Genomic DNA, 16,409 nt, shown 5'->3' on the forward strand with positions numbered 1-16,409 from the left:
CGACTCAGTCTCCGACCTTGATCAAGGCCTTGCCGAAGTTCTGCCCGCGCAACATGCGCAGGAATGCTTCGGGCGCCCGCTCCAGCCCCTCGGTGACATCTTCCCGGTACTTGATCCGCCCGTCGGCGATCCCGTCGGACACGACGCGCAGAAACTCCGGGTAGTACTCCGCCACGAACTCGGTGTTGAAGAACCCACGCACAGTCATGTTCTTGGTCAGCACCACCCGCAGGGTCTCCGCTAGCCGATCACCCGCTGTCTGGCCGACCCCGTTGTACTGCGCGATCAACCCGCACAACGCCACCCTGGCGAACCTGTTGACCAACGGCAGCACCGCCTCCCACGCCGCGCCACCGACGTTCTCGAAGTACACGTCCACCCCGTCCGGGCAGGCGGCGGCCAGCTGTTCGGCGAAGTCCGGTGCACGGTGGTCCACCGCGGCGTCGAAGCCGAGATCCTCCCGCAGGTACCGGCACTTGTCCGGCCCACCGGCGATGCCCACCGCGCGGCACCCGGCGATCTTGGCCATCTGGCCGACCACCGAACCCACCGGTCCACTCGCGGAGGACACGACCACGGTCTCCCCCGGCTTCGGCCTACCGATCACCATCAGCCCGGCGTACGCGGTGAACCCGGGCATGCCGAGCACACCCAGCCCGGTGGTCACCGGGGTCAGCGCCGGGTCCAGCTTGCGCAGGCCGATGCCGTCGGACACCGCGTGGCTGACCCAGCCGGCCGGGGCCAGCACCGTGTCCCCCTCGGCGTAGTCCGGGTGCTCGGAGTGCAGCACCTCGGCGACCGCCTGACCGTGCATCGTCTCCCCGACACCCACCGAGCCGGCGTAAGCGCTCCGCTCGTCCATCCGCATGCGCATGTAGGGGTCCAGCGACAGGTAGCGCACCCGCAACAGCAGACCGCCCGCCGGGACCGGCGGCGGCGTGAACTGCTCCAGCCGGAAGTTGTCCAGCACCGGCCAGCCGGACGGCCGCCCAGCCAGCACCACCCGGCGTGCGGCGATCCCGCCCATTGCGCGCTCCTCGCATTCTGAGTCCGCCGAACCGGACTTCTCAATGTCGTTCGACATTGTGTCTACCCGCACCGAGCGGCGATGTCAATGTCAACTAACATTGAGATGTCCAGCCCTGCCCGCTACAGTCGCGCCGAGAGGCACGGCTTGGGAGACGACAGTGGGTATCACGAAGCAGCAGGCCGCGGAGAACCGCGAAGCGATCGTCAGCGCCGCGGACGGCCTGTTCCGTGAGCGCGGAGTCGAGGCAGTCGGCCTCAACGAGCTGATGGGCGCGGCCGGGCTGACCCGCGGCGGGTTCTACAACCACTTCGCTTCGAAGGACGCACTCGTCGACGCCGTCCTTGCCACGGCGATGGCAATCGGGTCGGGCAACCTCGACCGGGCCATCACGGCATCCCGGGCCCGCGGCAGCGACCCGTTCACCGAACGCATCGACTGGTACCTCTCCCCCGAACACCGCGCCGACATCGAGCACGGCTGCCCGAACGCGAGCTTCGCCGGCGACGCCCGCCGACTGGACCCGGCCGCCCGCGCCCACTACGCGAAGGGTCTGGCGGAGAACCTCGACCGCCTCGCTCAGATTGTCGACACCCCCGGGCTCAGCGAAGGCGAGCGACGGGCGCGCGCGATCGCACTGTTCAGCGAGATGGCCGGCGCACTGCTCCTCTCCCGTGCTGTCGCCGATGCCGACCCGGCCCTCGCCGATGAAATCCTCGACAGCGCCCGCACAGACCTGCACAACCGCATGGGCGCTGCCTGGTAACAGCCTCTCGACCGCTCGCTCGACGCACGTTCCTGACCTCGTCGTGGCTTGCACAGTGCGGTCAGACCGTCCGCTTCGAGGCTGATCGGCGCACAAGCGCTCGATCCGGCCAGCGGAATGGCCCGGATGGCGCACGTCCCGGTGGCCCGCTGACTCGTTGCGTGCTGAGAGGCATTATCAGCAGAGCCCGAGGACTCCACATGACCAGCACAGCCCCGCTGCCCGCGCCGCAGGACTCGCACCAGCCGCCGGTCGGCCCCCAGGAACCCGGCGAGCTGAGCCCCGTCGACGGGATCCCCGGCGACCCGGGCGAGCTCGGTGCGCGCGAGCAGCTGCGTTGGTTCAGCACCCTCTGGGTGATGGCGGCCGCGGTGCACTTCACCGACAGCAACCCGTTGTCGGTGCTGCCGGTGCTTGCCCTCGGCCTGCCGGTGCTGCTGTTCCCGACCTCCATGCCGGCGTTCGGCCTGTTCGTCGCGGTGGCCGCGGTGACCGGGGCGATGAGCCTGCCGACGGCGGCGAACCACAAGGTGCTGAGCCTGTTGGTCGCACTGGCGTTCGCGGCCGCCGCGCTGTTCGTGTGGGTCACCCGCAACCGCCCGGACACCCGGGGCACGTTCCTCGCGCGCTGGCTGGAGGCGGCGCGCACCCCAGCCGGCCTCACCCTGCTGGTCGTCTACCTGTTCACCGTCTTCGACAAGCTGAACACGGCGTTCTTCGACCCCGCGACATCGTGTGCCGGCCGCCTGCTCGACCAGATGCTGGACTACAACGGGATCGCGGTAGAACCGAGCGCGTTGCTCGTGCGGACCGCGGCGATCGGCACGGTTCTGGTGGAGACGACCATCCTGGTCTGCCTGGCGGTGCCGCGGCTGCGGCGCTGGGGGCTGCTGCTCGGGATTGGGTTCCACCTGGTGCTCGCGCCGGCCTCGTTCTGGGACTTCGCCACCATGGTGTTCACGCTGTACGTCCTGTTCGTACCGACCCGGGTGTTCGCCGGGTTGGCATCCCGGTCAGCCGGCATCCGGCGGTTCGCGCTGGCCGCATTCGCGCTGCACATGATCTTGGCGATCACGGTGAGCCTGGCCGGCACGGAAAGCAGCCCGTTCGGCCCGCGCTGGCACACCCTGATCGTGCTGACCTGGTACATCGCGGTGCTTCCCTTGCTGGTCCAGCTGGTGCGGGCCTTCCTGGCCGACCGCGAGCCCTGGCCGGGCTGGCGGATCCGGCCGGTGTTCCTGCTGCTCGTCCCACTACTGGCGTTCGTCAACGGGTCAGCGCCCTACCTGGGTCTGAAGACCGTGAGCAGCTACTCGATGTTCAGCAACCTGCACACCGAGCCGGGGGTGGCCAACCACCTGCTGGTGGGTCTGGCCGGCCCGCGGCTGTTCCCGTACCAAGCGGACACGGTCACCGTCACGAAGGTCGACATCCGCAGGGGCGGCGGCTCGGGGTCGGTCAGCCTGCCCGCGTGGACGGAGGAGAACCCACCGACGACCGTTCCGTCGCTGGAGCTGCGGCGCGTGGTGGGGAACTGGCGGGAGGCGGGCGTTGCGAACATCCGCCTCGACTACCTGCGCGGCGGGGTGCCGCACTCGGTGGCCAACGCGCTCACCGACCCAGTTGTGGGCGCACCGCTGCCGTGGTGGCAGCAGCACCTCATGTCCTTCCGGGCGATCTCCTCGGGCGACGGCCCGGACATCTGCCGCTGGTGAGCCCTGGCCGTGCCCCGACCAGCACAGCGAGGCACTCGGTCTGGCGACGCCGGGCGGGGTCGGTCGCACGTGGGGGTCAAACAACCCATCCCCCGCCCGGCGGTGTGGGGAGCGGACATCCGAACGTCGCTGGTCTCGGCCCGGACCGATCGCCATCCCGTACTCGGGCCACAAGCGACCCTTCGGCCGCATAGCGATGGTGGCGGCACGGGCCCAGCCTGGGCGCCGGCCATCAGATCGCGCGCAACGGAATCTCAACAGATCCTCAACGGCCGGCGCTTGCCTGCGCGTCGTCCGAGGGCCACCATCGTCGCCGTGGCTCAGCGCCCGGAGACGTGCGTGCTGGTCGTCGACGACGACGAGCGCGTCCGGACGGTCGTAACCTGGCAACTCGAGGCCGACGGGTTCACCGTCAGGCAGGCGTCGGACGGTGCCGGTGCGCTCGAGGCGATCAGCGAACAGTGCCCGGACCTGGTCGTGCTCGACCTGTCGATGACCGGCGTGGGCGGGCTGGATGTGCTGCGCCGGATTCGCCAGCGCCCGGCCCGAGGGGCGGACGGACCCGGGTCGCTGCCGGTGATCGTGTTGTCCGGGCGTAGCGGCGAGACCGACCGCATCGTCGGGCTGGACCTCGGCGCGGACGACTACCTGGTCAAGCCCTTCTCCCCGGGCGAACTGGCCGCGCGGGTGCGCTCGGTCCTGCGTCGAGCGGGCGGAGCGGCCGCCGGCTCACCCACGGAACTCGGCGGCCTGGTCGTGGACCCGGCCACGCGAAGAGTCAGTGTCGACGGCCGGGCCGTCGAGCTGACCGCCCGCGAGTTCGACCTGCTGGCGTTCCTGGTTCGCCATCCGGGCCATGTGTTCAGCCGGGCGCAGCTGCTGCACCAGGTGTGGAGCAGCGCGCCGGAGTGGCAGCGCGAGGCGACGGTGACCGAACACGTGCATCGGCTGCGGCACAAGCTCGAGGCCGATCCGGCCCATCCGCGCCGGCTGCGGACCGTGCGCGGTGTCGGCTACCAGTTGGAGCCGTGACATGGACTCAGGCGCCCCGACTGCCCGCGCACCAGGGTTCGACCTCAGCCATCGCGACAGCCTGGGGCTCCTGCGCCGACAGACCACGGTCCTGGAGCTGATCGCGTTCGGCGCGACGCTGCCCGAAGTGCTCACGGCGGTCACGACGGCGCTGGAGGAGCTCATGCCGGAGAGCCACTGTTCCATCCTGCTGCTCGACGCCGCGGCCCAGACCTTGCACCACGGGGCGGCCCCCTCGCTGCCCCTGGCGTACTCGAGAGCCGTCGACGGGTCGGCCATCGGCGAGGATGCCGGCTCCTGTGGGTCGGCCGCGTATCTCGACACGGAGATCGTCGCCGAGGACATCGCCACCGACCGGCGCTGGGTCAGGTACCGCGAGCTCGCGCTGCCGCACGGGTTGCGCGCGTGCTGGTCCCGCCCGATCCGAGGACGGACCGGCATCCTGGGGACATTCGCGGTGTATCACGGCGCGCCGCACCAGCCGACCGAGCGCGAGCAGCGGCTGGTCGAGCGGTTCACCCACCTCGCGTCGGTGGCGATCGAGCACGCCCGGCTCTACGGAGAGCTCGCCGTGAGCGAGGACCGGCTCCGCCGTGCCTTCGAGGACAGCGCCGTCGGCATGGCACTGACTACGCTCGACGGCCGGTTCGGCAAGGTCAACCGGGCGCTCCGGGACATGCTGGGGCGATCCGAGCAGGACCTGCTGGCCGCCGACATGTCGTCGCTGCAGCACCCCGACGCGGATCGCACCGCGATCGACGCGCTGCGGCCACTGACCGGCGGCGAGGGCGACTCGGCGCAGTTCGAGACCACTCTCGCGCGCCCCGGCGGCAGCGCGGTACGCGTCGCGGTGACCGCCTCGATCGTCCGGAGCGCGGACGGCACGCCGGTCTACCTCCTGATGAACGTCCTCGACGTCACCGCGAGCCGCGCGGCGCAGCGTGAGCGTCGCGCGCGCCGGGAGGCCGAGGTGGCCCGCGGCGTCGCGGAGGCGGCCAGTCGGGCCAAGTCGGACTTCGTCTCCGCGCTCAGCCACGAGATGCGCACCCCGCTGCAGGCGATCACCGGGTTCACCGAGCTACTGGGCACACTCGACCTGCCCGCGGAGCGCCGCACCGCCGCGCTCGGCCACATCGCGAGTGCCTCCTCGCACATTCTGGAGTTGGTCGACGACGTGCTCGACATCGCCAAGATCGAGGCCGGCGCCCTGCCGTTGCACCTCGCGGAGATCAACCTGGCCGACCTGGTCGGCGAGGTCATCGAACTACTCGAGCCCGTCGCCGCTGAGCGCGGGGTCCGGCTGCGCGCGGGATCTGTCCTCGGCACGGTCCGCGCGGACGGACGTAGGCTCCGTCAGATCCTGCTCAATCTGGTGACCAACGGCGCACGCCACAACCACCCGGGCGGCTGGGTGCTGGTCACGGCGTGGCCCGACCCGCCCGACTGTGTCGCGGTTCGGGTGTCGGACTCGGGGGCGGGGATTCCCAAGGAGCTGATCGACCGGCTCTTCGTCCCGTTCGATCGCCTCGGCGTCGAGGACGATCTGGGAGCCGGCCTGGGGATGGTTCTCGCGCGGGGCCTGACGGACGCGATGGGGGGTGGGCTGTCGGTGCACAGCACAGTGGGCGCGGGGACCACCGTGGAGCTGCGGCTGCCCGCCGCGCGCTGACGCGGACCTCACCCACCCCGGTCAGTAACCGTCGACGTCGACGATGGCCTTGGCAAAGGACCGTGGATCTTCCTGGGGCACATTGTGACCGATACCCGGCAGGACTCGGTGCGAATACTTGCCCGAGAACTTGTTTCGATAGGCCGTTCCGCCCGAGGCCGCGCCGAGACGATCTTCCAGATGAGCTTGTTGAAGTCGTGCGTGTTCTGCCGGTAGCCCAGCACGCCGCGATCGGTGGAGAAGTAGTACTGGTACCACCAGCCCAGTTCGGCCGCCGGCGGCAACGGCTGCGGACCGCCGTGCAGATGCGCCTGCTGCTCCTGCCTGCTAGCAGGCTATGGCACACCAGGACGTGCGTGTCCGACCTACCGCCGGGGGCGGGGCAGGCGTGAACTGACCGGGTGGCCGATCGCCCGACTGAAGCGCTCGACCACCCGCTTGCGGGTCGTACCCAGAACCATCGCGATCGGCGTCCAGCTCCAACCGATCTCCTTCGCCCGCTTCACCGCGTCGGCGAGCTCGGCCTCCGGCGCGCCCACTGTTGCCAGTGCGCTGATCACCCGGAGATGGTCACCGTCGCCGTCCACACCCGGATCGTCGAACGACCGCACGTCGAGCCAGTCCTCGAGGACACCGGTGTTCCGGTCGAGCACAACCCTGATCTTCGGCGTATGAGCCATCGCAAGGGGTTCCCGGCGGGTCGGCCCGGCGAAACTGATCCCGGGGACAACCGCCCGAGGGTGTACTTTTGGCGACGAGGCGAACACACACAGTGACCTTATCGCGGGACGGCGCGCGGGACTTCAGCCCGGTTCGACTCAGCCCGGTTCGAGCTGTCGCCGGAGGTTCTCCAACGTCTTCGCGAGCAGCCGGGAGACGTGCATCTGGGAGACGCCGACCTGTTCCGCGATCTGGGTCTGGGTCAGCTCGCCGAAGAAGCGCAGCATCACGACGTTGCGTTCGCGTTCGGGCAGCGCCTCGAGCAGTGGGCGCAGGACGTGGCGGTACTCCACCATCTCCAGCCGGGAGTCGGCCTCGCCGAGCATGTTGCCCAGGTAGCTGCCCTCCCCCTCGTCGGTGGAGAGTTTCAGGTCGAGGGAGGTGCTGGTGTAGGCCTCTCCCGCCTGCAGCCCCTCCACGACCTCCTCGAGGGTGAGACCCAGCTCCGCGGCGATCTCGCTGGGCCGCGGTGCCCGGTTGAGCTGGGCGGACAGGGTGGAGCTGACGTTCGCGATCGAGACGTGCAGTTCCTTGAGCTTGCGCGGTACCCGCATCGACCAGGTGCGATCGCGGAAGTAGCGGCGGATCTCGCCCTGGATCGTCGGGATGGCGAAGCTGAGGAAGTTCGCCCCGTGATCGGGCTGGAAGCGGTCCACCGCGTTGAGGACCCCGATGGACGCGACCTGGATCAGGTCCTCGACCGGTACCCCACGGTCTCGGTACTTGATCGCCAGGCGGCGTGCCACCGGCAGGTATCCGGTGATCAGCCGTTCGCGCAGCTCGTCGCGGCGCGCCCCCGGTTCCAGGCCGGCGTACTCCTCGAGCAGCGGCTCCAGATCGCCGAACTCGTCATCACCACGCCGCTCGGGCTCCCCCGCTGCCTCGGGCTCCGTACTGGTCAGCGGCGGGCGGGTAGTCACCCGCCGGCGCTCTTCTTGGCCATGCGGATGACGACCTCGTCGCCGTGGACGCCCACCCCGTGCTCGGTACTGAGCTCATCGGCGAGCGACCCGAGCACGTGCCAGCCGAACCCGCCGGTATCGATCCGCCGATCCGGGGGCTGCACGCGAGCGCTGATGTCGACCCGCAGGTAACCGCCGGCGAGGCTGAACACCGCCCGCATGAGGTGGGTCGGGCTGGCCAGCCGCGCCAACGCCGTACAGGCCTCGTCCACGGCCATCCGCACGTCCGAGATCGCGTCCAGGTCGAAGTCGGCACGGCTGGTGACGTCGGCAGCCACCGCGCGCACCGTGGCGATCGACTTCGCTCGCGGGGGTAGTCGGAGCTCGATCAGGAGATCACTGGTGTCACCATCGTCTTCCCGCACAGCGGTGATGCTCCTCCGTCCTGGTCGGCGTGACCACACCCGACTGGTCACAACACGCGCCGCCACGCCGGGCGGTCACCACATCGGGCGATCTTGGCGACCGCCCGGCGTCCCCAATGGACAAGGCCGAAATCACCACTAGAGTGACATCACGAGTTCATGGTAACCGTGAGTGCTGAGAGGTTGCTCCGGTCACTACCCCGCGAACTCGGGACTTACCGCTTGTCGCTGGGGAGCGGATGAGCGGCTGCGATGGCCGGGGCTGGTTGTCTCGGGGGATGACCGGCCCCGGCTAAAAAAAACGTTGGCGCGCGCGGACCGGGTGTCCGGCCGCCCTGACCGTCGCCCGCCGGGCCCGCCCCAGCACAATTGGCCGCCGTGCAACCGTTTCGGCGCCCGCTCCGTCCTATGGGAGTGTCCAGCCCGGCGAACGGAGATCTCGAATGAAGCGTGTCCTGTCCACCTCGGCCGGCCTCGCGCTCGGCGCGCTCGTGCTGACCGCCTGTTCCGCGACCGCGGCGGCGCCGGCCGGCACCGCCGATGCCGGCATCACCGCCCGCGGCCTCGGCACGGTCACCGGTACCCCGGACGTGGTGACCGTCGTGCTCGGTGTGCAGACGCAGGGGCCGAGCGCGAAGGGAGCGCTCGACGCCAACACCCAACAGGCCACCGCGCTCATCAACATGTTGAAGAGCAGAGGGGTGGCCGAGGCCGACCTGCAGACCAGCCAGCTCTCGGTGGATCCCTCGTACAACCCGGCCAACGGGCGGATCTCCGGCTACCAGGTGACGAACCAGGTCACCGCCACCCTGCACAACGTCGGCGCCGCGGGCGCGATCATCGACGCCGCCGGTGAGGCGGCCGGCGACGCCGTGCGGGTCCAGCAGCTGAGCTTCTCCATCGACGACGACAGCGCACTGCGGGCCAAGGCCAGGGCCGACGCGGTGAAGCAGGCCCAGGCCCAGGCGCGCCAGCTGGCGGACGCGGCCGGGGTGCGGCTCGGCCGGATCCGGTCCATCTCGGAAAGCCCCGCCGCGCCGCCGCCGAGCCCCATGTACCGCCAGTCCATGGACGCGGCCGCCGGCGCACCGGTGCCGATCCAGCCGGGCGCCCAGACGCTCAACGTCTCCGTCGACATCGTCTACGACATCGACCAGTAGTCGGGCTCAGTAGTCGGGCTGTAGTCAGGGAATGATCAGCTGAGCGGGCTTCTCGGCCCGCGCCGAGGCGTCGCGGTCGGGCCTGGCGAGCTCCAGCCCGGTCCACCGCGGCGGTACCCCCGCCACGTTCCACTGGTGCAGCAGCAACGCGACCTTCGCCCGCATCTCGGTGCGCAGCCGCAGGAACCCCTCGACCGGGTCGGCGCCGACCTGGCCGAGCAGGAGCCACCAGGCCCAGGCCGCGGCGCCGGCGTTGGCCACGAAGTCGGGGATCACCGGGATGCCGCGGGCGACCAGCATCGCCTCGGCCTCCGGCGTCGTCGCGGAGTTGGCCGCCTCGACGACGACCTTCGCGGCGACGTCGAACATGTTGTCGGCGGTGATCGCGTAGGAGATCGCGGCGGGCACCAGGATGTCCGCCGGTGTGGAGATCACCGCATCCCTGGGCAGCAGCTGGACGTCCGGGGACACCCGCGAGCGGTCGATCTCACCGAAGGCGTCGCGCAGCTCCAGCAGCACCGGGATGTCCAGGCCCTCCGCGCGGTGGAGCGTGCCGGCGGCGTCGGCCACCGCGACCACCCGCATCCCCGCCTCGTGCAGGTACCAGGCGGCGGCGCCGCCCATGGTGCCGATGCCCTGGATCGCCACCGTCGTCTCCGCCACCGGCCAGTCCCACGCCTCGCCGGCGCCCAGGCACGCCTGTGCCACGCCGTAACCGCCGATCACGTCGCCGAGCAACCCGCCCGGCACGGCCGCGGTCAGCCCGGCCCGCACCCGGCGCAGGGTGCGTTCCGGGTCGGCGGAACGGGTGATCGCCGCGTGGTAGGACTGCTGCAGCCCGAGGCGGGCGAACACGTCGTCGATGAGGTGCTGCGGGACGCCGAGATCCTCCGCGGTCACCCAGTGCGCGTCCAACCAGGGGCGCATGGCCTCGCAGAAGCGTTCCAGGACCCCGATGGCACGCGGGTCCTTCGGGTCGAAGTCGATGCCACCCTTGGCGCCACCGACGGGCAGGCCGAAGGTTGCCGTCTTGGCGGCCATCCCCCGCGCCAGGTCCTCGACCTCCGTCACGGTGCAGCCGGCCCGCATCCGGGTTCCGCCGGTCGCCAGCCCGGAGACCAACGTGTGCACGACGAGGTAACCGCGGGTCCCGGTGACCGGATCGGTCCACGTCAGCCGCATCAGGGGCTCGTGGTCGTGCGAGCTCGTCGCACCGGCACCGGACATGTCGCGCGGCTCCCCGCCCGTGACACCCATCGGGTCCTGCATCGTCGTCACGTCAACCCACTCCCACCTGAACTCGTACCCACCGTCCCCGCCGCCCTCCAGGTGCATCCGGACACGCCGAGGCCCAGGCACACCCCGCATCGGGATCGACGTATGCACAGGTGTGCTGAGCTGCGACATCTCCGGGCGGCTACCTCTCGCGCCGGTGATTCCACAGTGCTCCCAGCACGGACCTCGCGTCCAGTTACGGAACATGCACGGTTGCGTTAACGCTTCCTGCACAGCGGCGCCCGAGCGCTTCCGGTTGGGGCCGACGCAGTCCCTGCATACCCTGGCCGGATGGAGCTTTCGTTGCAGCGGTTGCGAATGCTTCGGGAACTGCACCGCCGCGGCACCGTCACCGCCGCGGCCGCCGCCCTGCACTACACCGCCTCCGCCGTCTCCCAGCAGCTGGCCCAGCTCGAACGCGACGTCGGCGCCCGCCTCTTCGAACGACTGGGGCGGCGGGTGCAGCTCACCGAGCTCGGCCTGGTGCTCACCGAGCACGCCGAGGAGATCATCGGGTCGGTGGAGCGGGCCACGCTGGCGCTGGAGGAGGCGCAGGAAGGGGTCTCCGTCCGGCTCACCGCCGGGGTGTGGGCGTCCGTGGCGTCCGGGCTGCTGCCGGCCGCGCTCACCGCGCTGGCCGCCGAGCACCCCGGCATCCAGGTGCGGACCCGGGAGCTCGCGCCGGAGGACACCGAGGGCGCGGTGCGCGACGGCGCCCTCGACTTCTCATTCGTGATCGACTACTCGAACTACCCGATGTCCTGGGACCCCGCGCTGGCCCGGGTGGTGATCGCCGTGGAGCGGCTGCACGCCGCGGTGCCGGCCGGCGCCGTGCCCTCGGCCACCCTCTCCCTGCCGGGGCTGGCCGAGCACCCCTGGATCCTGGCCGGCCCCCGGTCGCACTTCGGCCGCGCCGTGCGCATCGCCTGCCAGCGCAACGGGTTCGAGCCGAAGATCAACCACGAGGTCGGCGAGCAGGCCACCGCGTTGGCGATGGTCGCCGCCGGGCTGGGCGTCACGCTGGTGTCCGATCTCGGGCTGTCGCTGTGCCCGCCCGGGGTGGACATCGTCTCGCTGACCGAGCCGGTGATGCGGACGGTGTCCATCGCCTACCGGATGAAGGCCGCCCGCCGCCCGTCGCTGGAGCTGGTCATCGAGGCGGTGCGGGCCGCGGCGGCCGAGAAGGGCCTCGGGGCGGCGGCTCTGCCCCTGACACTGCCCGAGGTGCGCTGACGTCGCTCAGGGATCCGCGCGACAACGGCGAAGACCCGCTACCACGCGCGAGTTCTACGGGAACGTCCTCGGCTTCGCCAGGGGCCGCTCCGACACCCGCTGGACCGACTGGAACTTTCGCGGCCACCAGGTTGTCACCCACCAGGTCGGCGACGGCACCGCGAGGCCCCCCGGCGGTTTGGACGGCACCGCCGGCACGAACCCGGTCGACGGGCACGAGGTGCCGGTACCGCATTTCGGGCTGGTGCTGTCCGTCCCGGAGTTCAAGGACCTGGCAGCGAAACTCGAGGCCGCCGGCACCGACGTCGTGATCAAGCCGTACGTCCGCTTCGAGGGCCAGCCGGGCGAGCAGTGGACCATGTTCTTCCTCGACCCCTCCGGAAATGCACTGGAGTTCAAGGGTTTCGCCGACCTGGGCCAGGCTGTTCGCCGTCTGACCCGCGGCGGCAGGGCCCGGCGTTGACGACCTCCCGGTGCGGAGATCGTAAGTCGTTACGATGATTTCGAACCCCTGATGCAGAAGTCTGATGGGCGAGGTGCAGCTCTGCGCTGGGCAGTGGCGCCGTTCGTGAGGGCCCCTCGTCGGCACGGTCGGATGGCCGTTGCCCCGGACGACGTCAATGCGGGAAGGGGTGAGGTATGACCTTTGCAAGTACGTTTCGAGTCCTGCTCGCCAGGTGGTACATCACAATTCCGGGACTGCTCCTCTCACTGGCCCTGGCCGGCCTGACTTTCCTGGCTGTCCCTCCGCAGTACTCCTCGAACGCCGTCGCGGTGCTGGTCCAGCCGAAGCTGCACGGCAAGGACCCGACAACCAACCCGTTCCTCACTTTCGACTCCAGCCTGAGCACCACGGCACTGATCATCGTCCAGGCCCTGGACACACCGGAGACCGCGGCGTCGATCGGGCTGTCGCCCGGTGGCGACAGCTACACGGTCAAGGACGTCGGCACCATCGACGTCGGTGACCAGGTCGTGCAGCCGTTCATCTACATCAAGTCACAGGCGTCGACCGAACAGGCCGCCGTGGACATCGTGAACAACGTGTTGGACCTGGCCAGCCAGGATCTGCTCGGCCGGCAGAAGGACAACAAGGTACTGCCGCAGAACTTGATCAAGCTGAACGACGTGGTCGGCACCTCGCCGCCGAAGCCGGTCCTCGGGATCGCGCTCGCGGCGGCCGGTGGGGCCTTGCTGCTCGTGCTCCTCGCGACGACCCTGCTGGCATTCCGGGCCGACAAGGCCGCCGCCAAGCGGCGAGCGCAGGCCGCCTCCGACGCTATCGCCGCCGCCCCCGACGCGCTCACCCCAGACGCGCTCACCCCAGACGCTGTCACCGCCGCCGCTGTCACCGCCGCCGCGCGCACCCCCGACGCCGCCGCCGTCGCCGCCGCGGCTGTCGCCTCCGCCGCTGTCACGTCCGACGCGGTCACCGCCGCCGCTGTCGCTCCCCGCGTCGAGCAAGAAGCCGCTGTCTCTCCCCGCGTCGAGCAAGAAGCCGCCGAGAAGCCCGAGGAAGAGGTCCCGCAGAAAGTCGCCGCCGCTGCCCGGCCGAAATCCACCGCCACCCGGCGGCCGCCCAAGGGCAGGTCGGACAGCACGGTCCGGGCCGGCGACTCCTTCCCCTCGGCCAAGGCACCACTGGCGAAGTCGGGTACCAACGGCTCCGGCCGTCCGTAGGCCGGGCAGATGGACACGTCGACGATCCAGATCAACTACGTCACCGAGTGGTGGCCGCTGCTGCTCATCGGCGTCTCGCTGCTCGCGCTCGTGACCACCGTGCTGTGGGTGGTCGCCAAGCTACGGAATCCGAGTGCCCCGCTCGCGGCACTGGTCGGCGCCACCGCTGGATTCCAGACGGCGCAGGTGGCGAGCATCCACGTGTTCTGCTTCGCGGTGGCACTCTGGCTGCTGATCGGCGCGCTGCGGCGACCGAGGGACCGGCTGCGGTTCGGTTGGCCGCTGCTGGTCGTGGCCTGTGCCTGCCTGCTCGCCTCCACCGTGCTGACCGGCGAGATGGTGAACAGCAAGCTGGTCGCGATCCAGTTGGTGCTGCTGGCAGGTACGTCGGCGTGCCTGATCGCGTTCGGCAGCACCGAGGATGTGCGGCCGTTCCTGCTCGGGTTGCTCACGGTGACCAGCCTCGCCTGCGTCGCCGCGGTGGCGCAGTATGCCGGTGTGCTGCCGTACAAGATCTATCTCGGCACGCACCGGCCCATCGGCTTCTACAGCGAACCGGACTGGCTGGGCATGTTCAGCGCGGTCGGGCTGATGATCGCGTTTCGGAACAAGATCGGCTGGCTGCGCACGCCGTTGGTGTTCCTGCATGTCATCGTCCTGCTCCTGGCGGCGGCCCGGGCGGCGTGGCTCGCGGTGGTCGTGGTCGCCATCGTCGGCTACGTCGTCGGCAAGGTGACCCGTAGGTCCGGCAGGACGAAGGCCGAACCGCTGCGCGGCGGATTCCGCATGGCGGTCGGGTCGATCGTCGTGGTGCTCGTCGCGCTCGCGCTGAGTCCGGAGCTGAGCGACTCGCTGCAGTCCCGCATCGCTGGCGTCTCGGGCGGCCGGACGGAGGTCGGCGCCATGGCGCGGCAACAGCAGAACAACTCTCTGCTCGAGCTGGAGTCACTGGCGCCGTGGACCGGGCTCGGTCTCTCCGCCAGTGGCCGGGTCGGGGTCTCCGGGCGGATCGGCTACATCGGCACGTCGAAGAACAACATCGCGAGCAACTGGCTGCTCGGTTGGTGGGTGGACGGCGGCCTCTTCGCGATCCCGATCATCCTGCTGTTCCTGGGAGCCGCCGCACGCCGGGTGACCGTGACATCCGGCCTGCTGCTGGGCGTCGTCCTGGTGTCCAGCCTGTTCTCCAACGCGACGCTGATTCCGATCTCCTGGCTCGCGCTGGCGATGTGCCTGATGCGGACCACCCCGAACGACCCGGATCCCCCGCCCGAGCTCAAACCCGAGGCCAAACCCGAGCCTCGAGCGGAGCCCATCGAGGCGGCCGAGCCGGCCGCGCTGGAGGTCGCCCGGGTGGCCTGACCCCCTGTTGTTCGTAGGGCCGTGCTGGTCCAACCGTCGTCTTCGACCCTCGGATGCCGAGCTGGTTGCTGAGCCGGTCGGTCCCATGGCGTACCGCCACACAGCGCAGAGCTCAGGTCGTCACAGCGAACGGACAGGTCGGCACGGTGTGGTTGCGGGCATGCTGACAACGCACCCGCGACGTGGCTCGGAACTCCCGGGGCCGCCACACCGGCTGCCGGTCGGCGACGACGAGGACTTCGCCGCCGGCAGGCGTGCCGCGACCGGCTTCATCCAGCACCGGGCCCGGGGTGACAGCGAGGCCCAGTCGCTGCTGGTCGACCAGCTTCTGGAGACCTACGCCGGCGCCTGGGGACTCACCCAGGGGCTGGCCGGATTCACCTACACCCTCGCCGAGGACAGGTTCGGGGACGACGCGCTCCGCCGGGTGTGGGCGCTCGCCGGCAGCCGCGAGGCCAGTGCGTTCATCGAGCGCTTCGCCCTCGGCGACGCCGTCGGGCAGCACCTGCTGCTGCGCGACCGGATCACCGGCCGCGAGGCGTGGGGGTTCGTGCTCGACCTCGCCGACATGGGGATAGCGCTCGCGGAGGCCCGGTTCGGTTCCGGCGGTGCCTGGGCGCGGGCGCTGACCGAGAGGGCCTACGCCGGGGGCTGACCTCGGCGGGGTCGCCCGCTCAGCGGTGTGGCCCGGCGTTGGCGGGGTGTCGGCGCCGGTAGGTGGCCGAGCTCGCCTTCTCCCCGCAGGCAGCCATCGCGCACCACCGGCGGGCCCCCGGTCGCGAGCGGTCGACGAAGAACAGTGAGCAGTCGTGGCCGATGCAGGCCCGGATCCGGTGCCGGTAACTGCCAGTGAACAGCTCGACGGCATCCCTGGCCACGATGGCCAGGACGGTATCCAGCGGCGCCCGCTCGGGCGGGAGCGGGGTGATCCCGTCCGGACCGATCAGCGCGCCCGGCGGACCGGGCCGGGCAGCGGCGTTGACCAGCTCGATCGCCGCCGGGGGGGCCGGCCGTTGGTCGACCCGGGCGCGGGTCAGGTCATGGATCGCCTCCCGCAGCACCCGTGCTCCGGCCACGTCACCGTCGGTGACCGGACCCAGCGCCCCAGGCAGTGCGGCGGCCCGCAGCCAGGTACCCAGCTCGGCGGGCCCGGCGAGAAGCTCCCGGTCCCCCATGCCGCGCTTGGCGAGCGTGGCGACGAAGTCGAGACACAGCGCGCTGGACCGGAACGGGAACCCGGCGCGGCGCAGGTCCTTGGTGGTGACCAGCGCAGGGTCCACCCCGGCCTCGGTTCGCATCGTCGACGACACCCGCTCACCCCGTAGTTGAGAGCGACCATCTTTCCACACTGCGTGAGGGGTTTGACAAATCACTTCGGTCGGGAGACGCTCGGAACCGTGCGAGGGATCGAGCTGCTTCTGGTTCGCCGCCGCGTCGTGGACT

Annotated in this window: 15 protein-coding genes and 1 pseudogene; 10 read left to right on the forward strand and 6 right to left on the reverse strand. The window is 70.5% G+C overall.

Going from position 1 to position 16,409, the window contains the following annotated elements; translation table 11 throughout:
• Positions 1–4: 4 nt before the first annotated feature.
• Entirely contained in the window at positions 5–1,084 is a 1,080-nt protein-coding gene (locus ACTXG6_RS37855; RefSeq protein WP_445184124.1) for an NADP-dependent oxidoreductase, read from the reverse strand.
• A gap of 103 nt (positions 1,085–1,187) precedes the next feature.
• Here ACTXG6_RS37855 and ACTXG6_RS37860 point away from each other — a divergent pair, with 103 nt between their 5' ends.
• The 4 genes from ACTXG6_RS37860 to ACTXG6_RS37875 all read left to right on the forward strand — a co-directional run bounded on the left by ACTXG6_RS37860 (position 1,188) and on the right by ACTXG6_RS37875 (position 6,209).
• Positions 1,188–1,793, forward strand: coding sequence for a TetR family transcriptional regulator (locus ACTXG6_RS37860; protein ID WP_445184125.1), 606 nt, complete (start codon positions 1,188–1,190; stop codon positions 1,791–1,793).
• A 200-nt stretch (positions 1,794–1,993) separates the two neighbouring features.
• Positions 1,994–3,508, forward strand: a complete 1,515-nt coding sequence (locus tag ACTXG6_RS37865) for a hypothetical protein (protein ID WP_445184126.1) — start codon at positions 1,994–1,996, stop codon at positions 3,506–3,508.
• A 339-nt stretch (positions 3,509–3,847) separates the two neighbouring features.
• A complete protein-coding gene (locus ACTXG6_RS37870; protein WP_445184127.1) occupies positions 3,848–4,540 on the forward strand; it encodes a response regulator transcription factor in 693 nt (230 codons plus the stop codon).
• 1 nt (position 4,541) lies between these two features.
• The gene (locus ACTXG6_RS37875; protein ID WP_445184128.1) at positions 4,542–6,209 is read left to right on the forward strand and encodes an ATP-binding protein; all 1,668 of its coding nucleotides are present in this window, start codon (positions 4,542–4,544) and stop codon (positions 6,207–6,209) included.
• A 365-nt stretch (positions 6,210–6,574) separates the two neighbouring features.
• Here the strand turns inward: ACTXG6_RS37875 and ACTXG6_RS37880 are convergent, their stop codons facing one another.
• The 3 genes from ACTXG6_RS37880 to ACTXG6_RS37890 form a co-directional block, all read right to left on the reverse strand.
• Entirely contained in the window at positions 6,575–6,862 is a 288-nt protein-coding gene (locus ACTXG6_RS37880; protein ID WP_445184129.1) for a hypothetical protein, read from the reverse strand.
• A 165-nt stretch (positions 6,863–7,027) separates the two neighbouring features.
• On the reverse strand, positions 7,028–7,849 hold the full coding sequence (locus ACTXG6_RS37885) for a SigB/SigF/SigG family RNA polymerase sigma factor (protein ID WP_445184130.1): 822 nt from the start codon (positions 7,847–7,849) through the stop codon (positions 7,028–7,030).
• Positions 7,846–8,256 (reverse strand): ATP-binding protein, encoded by a 411-nt coding sequence (locus ACTXG6_RS37890; protein WP_445184131.1) that lies wholly within the window; start codon positions 8,254–8,256, stop codon positions 7,846–7,848. The genes ACTXG6_RS37885 and ACTXG6_RS37890 overlap by 4 nt, the downstream gene beginning before the upstream one ends.
• A 443-nt stretch (positions 8,257–8,699) precedes the next feature.
• On the opposite strand from ACTXG6_RS37890, the gene ACTXG6_RS37895 reads away from it, so the two are divergent.
• A complete protein-coding gene (locus tag ACTXG6_RS37895) occupies positions 8,700–9,416 on the forward strand; it encodes an SIMPL domain-containing protein (RefSeq protein WP_445184132.1) in 717 nt (238 codons plus the stop codon).
• A gap of 24 nt (positions 9,417–9,440) precedes the next feature.
• On the opposite strand, the gene ACTXG6_RS37900 is transcribed toward ACTXG6_RS37895, so the two are convergent.
• On the reverse strand, positions 9,441–10,643 hold the full coding sequence (locus ACTXG6_RS37900; RefSeq protein ID WP_445190214.1) for a Glu/Leu/Phe/Val dehydrogenase dimerization domain-containing protein: 1,203 nt from the start codon (positions 10,641–10,643) through the stop codon (positions 9,441–9,443).
• 339 nt (positions 10,644–10,982) lie between these two features.
• On the opposite strand from ACTXG6_RS37900, the gene ACTXG6_RS37905 reads away from it, so the two are divergent.
• From ACTXG6_RS37905 to ACTXG6_RS37925, 5 genes and pseudogenes are all read left to right on the forward strand, one after another.
• Complete coding sequence (locus ACTXG6_RS37905) at positions 10,983–11,924, forward strand: LysR family transcriptional regulator (protein ID WP_445184133.1); 942 nt, start codon at positions 10,983–10,985, stop codon at positions 11,922–11,924.
• A 37-nt stretch (positions 11,925–11,961) separates the two neighbouring features.
• Positions 11,962–12,387, forward strand: a pseudogene (locus ACTXG6_RS37910) (VOC family protein); the annotation flags it as partial.
• 176 nt (positions 12,388–12,563) lie between these two features.
• Complete coding sequence (locus ACTXG6_RS37915) at positions 12,564–13,604, forward strand: hypothetical protein (RefSeq protein ID WP_445184134.1); 1,041 nt, start codon at positions 12,564–12,566, stop codon at positions 13,602–13,604.
• A 9-nt stretch (positions 13,605–13,613) separates the two neighbouring features.
• Positions 13,614–14,966, forward strand: a complete 1,353-nt coding sequence (locus tag ACTXG6_RS37920) for a hypothetical protein (RefSeq protein ID WP_445184135.1) — start codon at positions 13,614–13,616, stop codon at positions 14,964–14,966.
• 160 nt (positions 14,967–15,126) lie between these two features.
• Positions 15,127–15,621, forward strand: coding sequence for a hypothetical protein (locus tag ACTXG6_RS37925; RefSeq protein ID WP_445184136.1), 495 nt, complete (start codon positions 15,127–15,129; stop codon positions 15,619–15,621).
• 19 nt (positions 15,622–15,640) lie between these two features.
• Here ACTXG6_RS37925 and ACTXG6_RS37930 read toward each other — a convergent pair whose 3' ends face one another.
• Positions 15,641–16,276, reverse strand: a complete 636-nt coding sequence (locus ACTXG6_RS37930; RefSeq protein ID WP_445184137.1) for a CGNR zinc finger domain-containing protein — start codon at positions 16,274–16,276, stop codon at positions 15,641–15,643.
• Positions 16,277–16,409 lie beyond the last annotated feature (133 nt).

Source organism: Pseudonocardia sp. Cha107L01, from assembly GCF_052566575.1.

Excerpts from the sequence above, each read along its gene's own strand:
- ACTXG6_RS37925 (WP_445184136.1), top strand. The coding sequence starts at position 15,127 with ATGCTGACAACGCACCCGCGACGTGGCTCGGAACTCCCGGGGCCGCCA.
- ACTXG6_RS37875 (WP_445184128.1), top strand. The coding sequence starts at position 4,542 with ATGGACTCAGGCGCCCCGACTGCCCGCGCACCAGGGTTCGACCTCAGC.
- ACTXG6_RS37905 (WP_445184133.1), top strand. The coding sequence starts at position 10,983 with ATGGAGCTTTCGTTGCAGCGGTTGCGAATGCTTCGGGAACTGCACCGC.
- ACTXG6_RS37920 (WP_445184135.1), top strand. The coding sequence starts at position 13,614 with ATGGACACGTCGACGATCCAGATCAACTACGTCACCGAGTGGTGGCCG.
- ACTXG6_RS37855 (WP_445184124.1), bottom strand. The coding sequence starts at position 1,084 with ATGTCGAACGACATTGAGAAGTCCGGTTCGGCGGACTCAGAATGCGAG.
- ACTXG6_RS37865 (WP_445184126.1), top strand. The coding sequence starts at position 1,994 with ATGACCAGCACAGCCCCGCTGCCCGCGCCGCAGGACTCGCACCAGCCG.
- ACTXG6_RS37895 (WP_445184132.1), top strand. The coding sequence starts at position 8,700 with ATGAAGCGTGTCCTGTCCACCTCGGCCGGCCTCGCGCTCGGCGCGCTC.
- ACTXG6_RS37900 (WP_445190214.1), bottom strand. The coding sequence starts at position 10,643 with ATGTCCGGTGCCGGTGCGACGAGCTCGCACGACCACGAGCCCCTGATG.
- ACTXG6_RS37915 (WP_445184134.1), top strand. The coding sequence starts at position 12,564 with ATGACCTTTGCAAGTACGTTTCGAGTCCTGCTCGCCAGGTGGTACATC.